This window comes from Rhizobium sp. BK181 (assembly GCF_014193305.1).
GTDB lineage: Bacteria > Pseudomonadota > Alphaproteobacteria > Rhizobiales > Rhizobiaceae > Rhizobium.
This window is the reverse complement of the sequence record NZ_JACHZA010000015.1, coordinates 122726-135053: the sequence shown is the minus strand read 5'-3', so window position 1 is coordinate 135053 and position 12328 is coordinate 122726. Positions and strand designations below refer to the sequence as shown.

10 protein-coding genes are annotated in these 12328 nt (G+C 58.2%); 5 read left to right on the top strand and 5 right to left on the bottom strand.

Annotated elements, in window-relative coordinates; all coding sequences use genetic code 11:
• Positions 1 to 88: 88 nt before the first annotated feature.
• On the bottom strand, positions 89 to 1159 hold the full coding sequence (locus FHT77_RS24970) for a GGDEF domain-containing protein (RefSeq protein WP_183757508.1): 1071 nt from the start codon (positions 1157 to 1159) through the stop codon (positions 89 to 91).
• A gap of 351 nt (positions 1160 to 1510) precedes the next feature.
• On the opposite strand from FHT77_RS24970, the gene FHT77_RS24965 reads away from it, so the two are divergent.
• On the top strand, positions 1511 to 1708 hold the full coding sequence (locus tag FHT77_RS24965; protein WP_183757507.1) for a hypothetical protein: 198 nt from the start codon (positions 1511 to 1513) through the stop codon (positions 1706 to 1708).
• Between the two features lie 5 nt (positions 1709 to 1713).
• On the opposite strand, the gene FHT77_RS24960 is transcribed toward FHT77_RS24965, so the two are convergent.
• Entirely contained in the window at positions 1714 to 3321 is a 1608-nt protein-coding gene (locus FHT77_RS24960) for a fumarate hydratase (RefSeq protein WP_183757506.1), read from the bottom strand.
• A 159-nt stretch (positions 3322 to 3480) separates the two neighbouring features.
• Positions 3481 to 4872, bottom strand: coding sequence for a class II fumarate hydratase (gene fumC, locus FHT77_RS24955; RefSeq protein WP_183757505.1), 1392 nt, complete (start codon positions 4870 to 4872; stop codon positions 3481 to 3483).
• A gap of 399 nt (positions 4873 to 5271) precedes the next feature.
• On the opposite strand from fumC, the gene FHT77_RS24950 reads away from it, so the two are divergent.
• Complete coding sequence (locus tag FHT77_RS24950) at positions 5272 to 7146, top strand: murein L,D-transpeptidase (protein WP_183757504.1); 1875 nt, start codon at positions 5272 to 5274, stop codon at positions 7144 to 7146.
• A 57-nt stretch (positions 7147 to 7203) separates the two neighbouring features.
• Here the strand turns inward: FHT77_RS24950 and FHT77_RS24945 are convergent, their stop codons facing one another.
• Complete coding sequence (locus FHT77_RS24945) at positions 7204 to 7911, bottom strand: HAD family hydrolase (RefSeq protein WP_183757503.1); 708 nt, start codon at positions 7909 to 7911, stop codon at positions 7204 to 7206.
• 190 nt (positions 7912 to 8101) lie between these two features.
• Between FHT77_RS24945 and rpiA the strand changes: the two genes are divergently transcribed.
• The 3 genes from rpiA (at position 8102) to gor (ending at position 10900) form a co-directional block, all read left to right on the top strand.
• Positions 8102 to 8800, top strand: coding sequence for a ribose-5-phosphate isomerase RpiA (gene rpiA / locus FHT77_RS24940; RefSeq protein WP_183757502.1), 699 nt, complete (start codon positions 8102 to 8104; stop codon positions 8798 to 8800).
• Positions 8801 to 8817: 17 nt separating this feature from the next.
• Entirely contained in the window at positions 8818 to 9405 is a 588-nt protein-coding gene (locus FHT77_RS24935; protein ID WP_183757501.1) for a DUF2059 domain-containing protein, read from the top strand.
• A gap of 109 nt (positions 9406 to 9514) precedes the next feature.
• The gene (gene gor, locus FHT77_RS24930) at positions 9515 to 10900 is read left to right on the top strand and encodes a glutathione-disulfide reductase (protein ID WP_183757500.1); all 1386 of its coding nucleotides are present in this window, start codon (positions 9515 to 9517) and stop codon (positions 10898 to 10900) included.
• Positions 10901 to 10905: 5 nt separating this feature from the next.
• Here the strand turns inward: gor and FHT77_RS24925 are convergent, their stop codons facing one another.
• Complete coding sequence (locus FHT77_RS24925) at positions 10906 to 12234, bottom strand: TadE/TadG family type IV pilus assembly protein (protein WP_183757499.1); 1329 nt, start codon at positions 12232 to 12234, stop codon at positions 10906 to 10908.
• Between the last annotated feature and the right edge of the window lie 94 nt (positions 12235 to 12328).

The following is a 12328-nucleotide window of genomic DNA, read 5'->3' as shown; positions in this document are numbered from 1 at the left end:
CGGATCAATCTGCAACCTCTTCAATAGCCAAGAATGTCGAAACTATTTTACAGCCGCAGGCTATGGGTTCGATTAAACGTACGGCGCTCTAGCCCTTGTAGATCAGCCAGCTCTTCGTGAAGTCTTTCTGCATACCGTCTTCGAAAAGGACACTGCAGTTGCGGCCGGAATTCTTGGCGCCGTAAAGCGCCACGTCGGCCTTATGGTAGAGCTCGCCGGCGTCTTCAGCATGGGAGGCCATGCAGACGCCGACCGATACCGTCACTGGCCCGTAGTTGATCCTCGTACGCGAGTTCGTGAAGGGCGTCGTTTCCAGTGTGCGACGGATGCGCTCGGCCGCGCTCATGACTTCCTCGGCGGTGTTGCCCTCGATGATGAGCGCGAATTCCTCACCGCCGGTGCGGGCGACAAAAACATCGCGGCGGACATTGGCACGGATGACCGAAGCGACGGTCGCGAGGATCTTGTCACCGACAGGGTGACCATAGGTGTCGTTGATCTTCTTGAAATTGTCGATGTCAGCGAGCACCAGCGCCGTGACAGGGCGCATGGCGGGATTGTTGAAGACCCCGGCAAGGCGGTCATCGAAGGCGCGGCGGTTCGACAGGCGCGTCAAGGAGTCGGTATTGGCGATACGCTTGTACTCGTCGAGTTCCTTGCGAACCTGGTCCATTTCCTGTGAGCGCTGGACGACGTTCTCGACCGTGCGTTCACCGTGGGCCATCGTGTCGCCGGTTGCTTCGGTCAGCAAGGTAAGGGCGTTTTCGATGAGATCTACACTCGTATGGTTTTTCGAGCTGATCCGCTTGTAGGTTTCGCCAAGCAGCTTGTTGTAGCTCTCGAGAGATATCTGCTCCTGGCGCAGGACGCGGAGCAACGTCTCCAACTCGGCGGCGATGCGGCCATGAACGTCGTCGAACACGCGAGACGGGTTGTGCGCAAAATATTGTGCGCCGAGCGCGTCCAGTTCTTCCTGCGAGGCCTGGCTGCCGAGTGCGGCGAGATCCCGCGTTAGCGCCGGGTTGGAGCCGATATAAGCCTCGTAGAAGAGCTCGTAATTGCGTGGGATCGGCGCAACGCCCATGGAGCGCATCGCGAATGTGATCTGACCTGCCACATCGGGAACCTGCGCCCTAGTTGGCGCCGCGGCCGTCGTCATACGACTACTCCTCAATTGAATGTTTAATGCAGTCTTTAATTGCTTAGACTACAAATATTGGGAAATGATTAAGGGTGGATATACCAATGATTACATGCGAAATCTGGCCATCCTTCACGTTTCTATGTTTATCACGTTGATTTTTATTCGAGAATTTAGAAGAGCGTGACAATCGCCTCGCCTTAAAGGCGAGTAACAAAAATAAAAAATCCAACCAACCGTTTTGGTTGAGTTTCTCACCGTTTCCAATTCGTTGACAGTCGGTCGCGATTGGTTGCTCTATCGCGCATCGGCAAGAGGGTGCACGTTGCTTCCAACGAGCGATACAGCTCCAACGGAAAGCATGAGATCATGGAAACGTCTCGCCACACTTCGCCCATCATCCTCGTCACCGCAGTCATTGCCGGCTCACTCGCCTTGATCGAGCAGAACGGTTTCTTCGATGGCATATTCCACAACGAGATTCTCGCCAGCGTGAGGGTGGAGGAGACCGTCGGCGCTGCCAAAGCCACCGCGGCCGGCTATACGACGACCGCGGCGGTCCATTGAGGCGATCAGCCGAGGTTGAATTCCTGGAAGAAGTCGTTGCCCTTGTCATCGGTGACGATGAAGGCCGGGAAGTCTTCGACCTCGATCTTCCACACTGCTTCCATGCCGAGTTCGGGATATTCCAGCACCTCGACCTTCTTGATGCAGTCCTGTGCCAGCCGGGCGGCCGGCCCGCCGATCGAGCCCAGGTAAAATCCGCCGTGCGTCTTGCAGGCCTCGCGCACCGCGCGCGAACGGTTGCCCTTGGCCAGCATCACCATCGAGCCTCCGAAAGACTGGAATTGGTCGACGTAGCTGTCCATGCGACCGGCAGTGGTCGGGCCGAAGGAGCCGGAGGCGTAGCCTGCCGGCGTCTTGGCCGGCCCGGCGTAGTAGACCGGATGGTTCTTCATGTAGTCAGGCATGCCTTGACCGCTTTCCAGCCGCTCCCGGATCTTGGCGTGGGCGAGGTCGCGTGCGACGATGATGGTGCCCGTCAGTGACAGGCGTGTCTTGACCGGGTGCTTGCTGAGTTCGGCAAGGATTCCGGACATCGGCTGGTTGAGGTCGATGCGGACCATCGAGTCCGACAACTTCGACTCGTCGATGTCAGGCATGTACTTCGAGGGATCCGTCTCCAACTGCTCGATGAAGATGCCTTCGCGAGTGATCTTGCCCTTTGCCTGTCGGTCGGCGGAGCAGGAAACGCCAAGACCGATCGGCAGAGATGCGCCGTGACGGGGCAGGCGGATGACGCGCACATCATGACAGAAATACTTGCCACCGAACTGCGCGCCGACGCCCATCTGCTGGGTCAGCTTGTGGATTTCCTTCTCCATCTCGACGTCGCGAAACGCATGGCCGCTTTCCGAACCCTCGATAGGTAGATCGTCGAGATAACGCGTCGAGGCAAGTTTGACCGTCTTCAGGTTCATCTCGGCCGAGGTGCCGCCGATGACGATCGCCAGATGATAGGGAGGGCAGGCCGCCGTACCTAGCGTCAGGATCTTTTCCTTGAGGAAGTCGATCATTCGATCATGCGTCAACAGCGACGGGGTGCCTTGGTAGAGGAAGGTCTTGTTGGCCGAGCCGCCGCCCTTGGCGACAAAGAGGAAGTCGTAGGAGTCGGTTCCTTCCTCATAGATATCGATCTGCGCCGGCAGATTGTTCTTGGTGTTCCTTTCCTCGAACATCTTGATCGGCGCGAGCTGCGAATAGCGGAGGTTCTTCTTCTCGTAGGCGTCCATGACGCCCTTCGCGAGGGCGGAGTAATCCTCGCCTTCGGTCCAGACACGGCGGCCCTTCTTGGCCATGATGATCGCGGTGCCGGTATCCTGGCACATCGGCAACACGCCGCCGGCGGCAATGTTGGCGTTCTTGAGCAGGTCATAGGCGACGAAGCGGTCGTTATCAGTCGCCTCGGGGTCTTCGAGAATTGACGCTAGCTGCTTTAGATGACCGGGCCGGAGGAGATGATTGATGTCGGCGAAGGCCGTTTCGGCGAGCAGGCGGATGCCTTCCGGCTCGACTGTGAGGATGTCCTGTCCCTTGAAGCTGTCCACAGAGACGTAGTCGCTGCTGATCTTGCGGTATTGGGTGGAGTCTTTGTGGAGGGGGAAAAGATCGTCAGCCATTGAAGGACCTTTCATGCGGACCGAAATCGCAGATGGTCTATTCGGGCGTCTTCGCAATTGCAATAATTCTAAAACTTGTGTGCTTTAGTCATGAAAATTCGCAAAGACACCGCCGCGCGGGCGGCGGTGTCAACTAGTCGATCAGGCCGCTAGGCGGATTTACTTAGGGCCGATCATTGTCTCGGGGCGCACGATCGTGTCGTATTCCTCTACGGTGACGAGACCGCTCGCCAAGGCTTCCTCCTTCAGATTCGTGCCGTTCTTGTGGGCCGTCTTGGCGATCTTGGCGGCGTTGTCATAGCCAATTTTCGGAGCGAGTGCCGTAACCAACATCAGCGAGCGTTCGAGTCCCGCCTTGATGTTGTCCTCGCGGGCCTCGATGCCGACGACACAATTGTCCGTGAAGGAAACGGCGGCGTCACCGAGTAGCTGCACCGACTGGAGGAAATTGTAGGCCATCATCGGGTTGTAGACGTTGAGTTCGAAGTGGCCCTGGCTGTCGGCGAAGGTGAGCGCCGCGTTGTTGCCGAAGATGTGCACGCAGACTTGGGTCAGCGCTTCGCACTGCGTCGGGTTGACCTTGCCCGGCATGATGGAGGAGCCGGGCTCGTTTTCCGGCAGGGCGAGTTCACCGAGGCCGGCGCGCGGGCCGGAACCCAGTAGACGGATGTCGTTGGCGATCTTGAAGAGCGCCGCCGCGGCCGCATTGATGGCGCCGTGGCTGAACACCATGGAGTCATGTGCCGCCAGCGCTTCGAACTTATTCGGGGCCGTCACAAAGGGAAGGCCGGTAATTTCGGCAATTTCGTCGGCGACTTTCTCGGCAAAGCCGATTGGCGCGTTGAGGCCGGTGCCGACGGCGGTGCCACCCTGAGCGAGTTCGCAGAGGCCGGGCAGGGTCAGTTCAATGCGCTTGATTGCGGAGCCAACCTGTGCCGCATAACCGGAGAATTCCTGACCAAGGGTCAACGGCGTTGCATCCTGCGTATGGGTGCGGCCGATCTTGATGATGTGGCTGAATTCGGTGACCTTCATGTCGAGCGCGGCGTGAAGATGCTTCAGGCTCGGCAGCAGCTGACGCACGATCTGTTCCGCGCAAGCGATGTGCATTGCCGTCGGATAGGTATCGTTCGACGACTGGCTCATATTCACGTGATCGTTTGGATGCACTGGCTTCTTGGAGCCCATGACACCACCGAGCATTTCGATGGCTCGATTGGAGATTACTTCGTTGGCATTCATGTTCGACTGCGTGCCGGAGCCAGTCTGCCAGACGACGAGGGGGAAGTGGTCGTCGAGCTTGCCGTCGATGACTTCCTGTGCCGCATCGACAATGGCGTTGCCGACCTCCGGATTGAGTTGTCCGAGTGCCATATTCGCGCGTGCAGCGGCCTGCTTGACGATACCGAGCGCGCGGACGATCGAAAGTGGTTGCTTCTCCCAGCCGATCTTGAAATTGCCAAGGGAACGCTGCGCTTGCGCGCCCCAATATCTGTCATTCTGGACTTCGATCGGGCCGAACGTATCTGTCTCGGTACGGGTGGAGGTCATGGCCATGCCTTTCTGTCGCGGTGCCTCTCAGAGATGCGGTCTTATAGGTCCGAAACGGGCCGAAGAAAACCGTTCTGGAAAGAAACATGAATTGGTGATTCAGGTTATTCATGGGGGTCAGTGATCTTTTAGACACGTCTGAATTTTTATCATTCAGCGTCTTTTTGGCCACTGTGTCTAAAGGCGAAAATAAAGTAAAAAATTAACCAATAATTTCAGAATTTTGTGTGAACTGAAGGCTGACGTTAGCGTTATTCGCGTTACTTTGAGTTGAGTAGGCGCAGGCTGGCGGCTTCGACCGCTTTCTGCCATGTGACGCTCGCGCCGGATAAAACGAGTTCTGAGGCGGGCCGCGCCCGTTATTTTGAAGACAGCATGACACTGGGACTGGATAGAAGCATGACATTCCTTTTGAAAGGTGCGGTTTCCGCACTCGCGCTTTCCTGCGGTATGGCCGTGATGGGCGTCGCGCCCGCGAACGCCTATACACTGATGGATATGATCCGCGGAGATCGCGCCCGGAACCAGGGCACGATTGTCAATCCGAGAGCGTCCGTTCCTTCGTACCTTCAATTCGCTCCAGATACGCCGCTGCCGAAGGTTTCCAGCCCGCGCTATTACACCTACCAGCCCGACGCGATGCGCTTCGTCGATACCGGCAAGTTTACCGATCCTGTCGTCACGGGTGCAGTTGCCGACGCTTCGGCTGCGACCGAGACCATGCCGTCGGTGCAGCGCCGCTTCCTCATCGAGGCAAAGGTACGCGCTCCCGTCGAGGTCGCCAAAGCGCTTGAGGCCTACTATGGCGACATCAAGAATCCGCTGGTCTGGCTCACCGGGACGGACGTCAACGATCGCGCCAAGGCAGCGATGGACGTGTTGTCGAATGCCGGGTCGGTTGGTCTCGATCCGGCCGACTATGCCGTCCAGGTGCCGACCGAAGACCCCGCCAATCCTGACCCTGCCACCCGCGATCGTGCACTGACCCAATTCGAGTTGGAGCTTTCGGCCAAAGTTCTTGCCTATGTGCAGGATACCCTTCGCGGTCGCGTCGATCCGAACAAGCTCTCCGGCTACCATGACTTCAAGCGCAAGGATGTGAACCTTGCCCCGGTCCTCAAGCTTGCCCGCATGAGCCCGGATGCGGCTGCTTATCTCAAAAGCCGGACGCCGGATGGTCCGCAGTTTGTCGCGCTCGAAAGCGAATTGGCGAAGCTGCAGGCGGAAGGCGCAGGCGGCGACCGCATCGACATTGCTCTGAACGGATTGCTTCGCCCAGGCGACAACTCTTCCGAAATCCCGAATATCGTGAAGGCGATCGACAAGCACGGTTCGGCAGCGCTGAAGGCCGAGCATGCGGCAACGCTTGCCGCTTATACCGGGAGCACCGAATATTCAGCGGAGATCGTCGCGCTCGTCGAAGGTTTCCAAAAGGAGCATGGGCTTAAGCCCGACGGCGTCGTTGGCCAAGCCACGGTCCGTATCATGACTGGTGGCGACAGTAACGCTTCGAAGATCGAGAAGTTGATCGTCGCCATGGAGCAGGCGCGTTGGCTGCCTAACGATCTCGGCTCGCGCTACGTCTTTATCAACCAGCCGGCCTACATGGTTTACTACCACAACGACAACAAGGAGCAGTTGTCGATGCGCGTGGTGATCGGTCAGCCGTCGCACCAGACGTTCTTCTTCCAGGATCAGATCGAGACGGTCGAGTTCAACCCGTTCTGGGGCGTGCCGCAGTCTATCATCATCAACGAAATGCTGCCGCGTCTGCGCTCGGACCCGAGTTATTTGGACCGGATGGGCTACGAGGTAACTGTTGGTGGCCGCGCTGTAGCGTCGTCCAGCGTCGATTGGTACGGCTCGACAACCAACGTCTCGGTGCGCCAGCCGCCGAGCGACGACAATGCTCTTGGCGAACTCAAGATCCTTTTCCCGAACGCGCATGCGATCTACATGCATGACACACCCTCGAAGAGCTTCTTCAAGCGGGACATGCGCGCACTCAGCCACGGTTGCGTCCGTCTCGCCGAACCGCGTGCGATGGCGGCGGCGGTACTGAACACGTCGGTGGATCAGATCGGCAAGGAAATTGCTACCGGCAAGAACCACGCTCTGCAGGTTCCGCAGAAGATACCGGTATACGTCGCTTACTTCACGGCCTGGCCGAATAAGGATGGCGTCGTACAGTATTTCGACGATGTCTACGGTCGCGACGCTTACGTTCAGAAGGCATTCGACGCCACGACGAAGGCACGTGGCGCGCAGATATGATCGCGCTAAGCGCATGATAAGAAAAAGGCGGCCGTTGAGCCGCCTTTTTCGTTCGTGTCAGCCTGCCGCAGCCGTCGGCCTTGCAGCAGTGAAATCCATGATCAGCTCGTCGACGAGCGCTGGCGTAAGTTCCTTGAAGTGCGTGATCACGCGGGTTGGTCCAAGGGTCTCGACGGGCGCGTCGGAATAGCCGAACGGTCCGGCGATCGAGGGAACACCAGCATTTCGCGCGACAAGAATGTCGTTGATGCTATCGCCGATCATGACGGAATTGCGGGCATCACCGCCGGCGCGCTCGATCGTACCGAGGAGATGCTGGGCGTCCGGCTTTCTGACCGTGAAGGTATCTCCGCCGGTAATTGCGTCGAAGTAGTGGGTAAGCTCAAGTTTCTCGATCAGGCTGCGTGCCAGCCCTTCGAGCTTGTTGGTGCAAACGGCAAGCTTGCAGCCGGCGCTCTTCAATTGATCCATCGCCTCGACAAGACCGGGATAAGGAGCTGTATGTCCCGGCATGTTATCGGTGTAGTGCGCGATGAAGCGGTCAAGGAGGCCGGGAAGCTGCTCCTGTGACAACGGATGTCCCCGCAAACTGCACGCCCGCTCGATCATGACCTTGGCGCCGTGTCCGACGAGATGAGTCAAGTCGTCGTAGCTGACTGGCGCCACACCGATCGCGGCAATCGTATGGTTCAGGCTCTCGACAAGATCCGCGTGAGTGTCGAGTAGTGTCCCATCGAGATCGAATACAACTAGAGAAGGGGTCAAGGATTCCGCCTTTCGGAAATGATGCCATCAGGCAGTAGGTGATGAGGGCGGGAAAAGCAACGTTTCGCGGCAAAGTCGACGAGTTGTATTGCCCACGGCTTTTCGAAAATCATTGCGCTATTTTGGCTTTCGTTTGGCAAGCGAGCCGTGTAAACAGCACATCCAACGCAATAATCGGAGTCAGCGGCGCATGGATGCCCGCGAAATGAAGATCAAGGCCGCTGAGGCCGCACTTGCACATGTCGAATACGGCATGCGGCTTGGAATCGGAACGGGAAGCACTGCCGAGGAGTTTGTTCGGCTGCTCGCGGAAAAGGTTGCCACCGGCTTCAAGGTCGAAGGTGTACCAACTTCGGAACGCACGGCTAGGCTTTGCGTCGAGCTCGGCGTTCCGCTGAAGTCGCTCGATGAGTTGCCGGAACTCGATCTGACGATCGATGGCGCGGACGAGGTCGATTCCGACCTGACACTCATCAAGGGCGGCGGCGGTGCGTTGTTGCGCGAGAAGATTGTGGCCGCGGCATCTCAGCGCATGATCGTTATTGCCGACGAAAGCAAACTGGTCGAGACGCTCGGCGCATTTCCGTTGCCGATCGAGGTCAATCCGTTCGGACTCGTGTCGACGCGTATGGCAATTGAAAAGAAGGCTTCGAAACTGGGATTGAGCGGCGGCTTGGCGCTGCGCCAATCCGGAGGCGGAGACTTCATGACGGACGGCGGCCACTACATCATCGATGCATCTTTTGGCCGCATTCCTGATGCAGAGGCGCTTTCAAACGAGCTGAATTCAATACCCGGAGTCGTTGAACACGGGCTCTTTCTCAATATGGCGGCACTTGCGATCATTGCTGGTCCAGCAGGTGCACGCACGCTGCGGGCGAACAGGTAACAGGAGCATTGAAACTCATGATTAAATTTGCAGGTCTTGGCCGTTTTGCTGCTGCGACCGTTATACTTTCGGGCGTTGCATTCGGCTCTGTCGCACACGCGCAGGAAGCATCTCCGGAGCAGCTGAAGGCAGCCCGCGCCGCTATCGACGCGATCGGTGCAACCGCGCAGTTCGACAACATCCTGCCGGGCCTCGCCGAGCGCTTGAAGGCCGACCTGATCCAGGATTCTCCGAACTACCAGGATGCCATCACGGCTGAGGTCGATAAGCAGGCGCTGGCACTTGCACCGCGTCGCGCCGATCTCGAAAAGGAAGCTGCTCTGACCTATGCCAAGGCATTCTCGGTCGAAGAACTCAACGCAATCGCCGAGTTCTACAACTCGGAAGTCGGCAAGAAGCTGCTGAAGGATGGCCCGATCGCATCTCGCGAAACCGTGAAGGCGGCTGATATCTGGGCACAGGGTATCTCCCGCGATTTGCAGAAGCAGACCAGCACCGAGCTTGCCAAGGTCATCAAGGCTCCGCCGCCGGCCGCCGATCCGGCCAACCCGGCCGCAACGACGGCACCGAAGCCCGCCGCGCCGGCCCCAAAGCCGAAGCCGTAAGCTGTACCTGTAAGAGATCGAAAGCCCGGCATCGTCCGGGCTTTTGTTTTTACGGTGGTCGATACTATATCAATTTCACCTTTCCAGCCGATTCCATCCGGAGCTTCTCATGACGTCCTACGATTACGATCTTTTTGTCATTGGCGGCGGATCGGGAGGTGTACGAAGCGCCCGCGTCGCAGCATCGCTCGGTAACAAGGTCGCGATTGCCGAGGAGTACCGCTACGGCGGAACCTGCGTGATCCGTGGCTGCGTGCCCAAAAAGCTCTTTGTCTATGCGGCCCAGTTCCACGAGCATTTCGAGGACGCCGCCGGTTTCGGCTGGACGGTGGGTGCGAGTTCGTTCGATTGGAAGAAACTGATCGCCGCGAAGGACAACGAAATCGCGCGTCTGGAAGGGCTCTACAAGAAGGGCCTCGCCGGCGCTAACGCCGAGATACTGGAGACGCGCGCTGAGCTGGTTGACGCGCATACGGTTCGACTGGTCAATACCGGCAAGACGGTGACCGCCAAGACCATCGTGATCGCGACGGGCGGTCGGCCTAACCCGCACGCTGCCTTGCCGGGACATGAGTTCTGTATTTCATCCAACGAGGCTTTTCATCTGGAAGAGCTTCCGAAGGCGATCGTCATTGCCGGCGGTGGCTACATCGCGGTGGAGTTTGCCAATATCTTTCACGGCCTCGGCGTCGAAACGACGCTGATTTACCGTGGCGCCGAAATCCTTTCGCGCTTCGACCAGGATCTTCGCCAGGGGTTGCATGAGGCGATGGCCGCGAAGGGCATTCGCATTCTCTGCCATGACACTCTGGAGGGCGTCTCGAAGCAGGAGGGGCGACTTTCCATAGAGACGTTGAAGAATGGTACGCTGACGGCCGATGTGGTCATGCTGGCGCTTGGACGCATCCCCAACACGGAAGGCCTCGGCCTGGAAGCCGCCGGCGTGAAGACCGACGAACGCGGTGCAGTCGTCGTCGACGAATATTCGCGTACCAGCGTGCCGAATATATATGCGCTCGGCGACGTCACCGACCGGGTCCAATTAACGCCGGTGGCAATCCACGAGGCGATGTGCTTCATCGAGACCGAGTACAAGGACAACCCGACCAAGCCGGATCACGAGACGATCGCAACGGCTGTTTTCTCGCAGCCGGAAATCGGCACCGTAGGGCTGACGGAGGAAGAGGCGAGCAAGCGCTACAAGGAGCTTGAGGTCTATCGCGCCCAGTTCCGGCCGCTGAAGGCGACGCTGTCGGGGAGGGGCGAGAAAATGATCATGAAGCTGATTGTTGATGCTTCGAGCAGGAAGGTCGTCGGCGCGCATATCCTTGGCCACGATGCCGGAGAGATGGCGCAAATCCTTGGTATTACGCTAAAGGCAGGCTGCACGAAGGACGATTTCGACCGTACTATGGCCGTGCATCCGACGGCGGCCGAAGAACTCGTCACAATGTATGCGCCGAGCTATCGGATTCGGGACGGCATTCGAGCCTAAGCCGATCAGCTGGTGATGCGGGGCATGCGGATGACCTTGAGGAAGAGCGCCTGCATCGCATCGGTTATGCCTTGGGTCGGCGTCACCTCGAAATAGAGACCGGGCGAAGCGCAGTTCTGCATCTTCGTCGGGATTTCGCTTTGGAAGGGCTTGATCCAGCTATTGTACCAGCTGTTCTTCGGCAGCGGCAGGTAGGTGGTGTAGAGCACGGCGATCTTGACGCCCCGGTCCTTCAGCGGCTTGCAGAAGGAAATGTCGATCGGCTCCTGGCAGCGCTCGCCTGTCTTTGGTTTCGTGCAGTTCGACTTCTGGCTGTCGCCGACTCCGTCGGATACGAAGAACAGAATCTTTTGAGGCTGCGCTTCGGTGCTGCCGTCGCCTGGAGTCGAGATGATCTTGTTCATCTGCGTAAGCGAGCTGTCGAAGCTCGTTTGCTGGTCGTTATTGTAACCCTGCTTCGGGATCGACATCAGGGTGACGGCGTTCGTGTAGGTCGCGACCTTGTCAAGGTCAGTGATCGGCGCAGAGATCGTCGTCAGGTTTGCGTCTTCGGCCTTCTTGCCGAAAGTGTAGACGCCCATTTTGAATTGGTTGTCGGACTGGCGCTCGGTTTTTGCTGTCTCGGTGAGCTTCTGCGTCGCCTGGCGAACCACATCGACGCGCAAGGTTACGCCGTTGTTGCGTGCGATATTGTAGTAGCTGTTCTTGTCCGCGACTCCAGCTTCCGACACGATATGGCAAGCGAAGGCACAGGTATCGGGGGTTTTTTGTTCCATGAGAGCCACATCGGCCGGCGTCGCGCCGACGCCCATCGACGGTGTATTGTCGATAAGGATGTAGAAATCCATGAACGACGCCGTCTGGAAGGTCGCCGTGGCGGTGCCCGAGATATCGACCGTCTTGCGGCCGAGAACCTGCATGAAGGTCGTGGGAACCGAGGCGGTAAAGCTAACGGAAGAGTTCAGCTTGTTGGATGCGCGGCTGACCTGCACATCCACGGCCACCTGACTTCCAGTAAGTTCGCCCTGCATTTGGCCGACGAAAATGTTTCGGGCGTCGTCCTGTCCGGTGGATATCGGTCCGTCACTGGTCATCTTCATGGCGGCCGCAGCTGCGGCCGAATTCGCGGAGATCGCTCCGACGGCCGCGGCGTCAGCCGCCGCATAGAGTTGCGTGCGCAGACTGAGCGCGTGGGCGAAGTCGACGGCCACGCCCGCCGAGCCTATCAGGGGTACCATGAGGATCGCTGTCAGCATCCCGAAATTGCCTGAACGGTCAGTGCAGAAATGATACAAGCTGCGCACGAAATCAAACCCACGGTTCCACCATGCCATCGGTGATCAAGCGGGGTCGTCATGACGCGCTATTAGAATTGACGGTGTTTCTACGGTACAAGCTTGAATTAGATACAAACTGTCTTGGTTTATT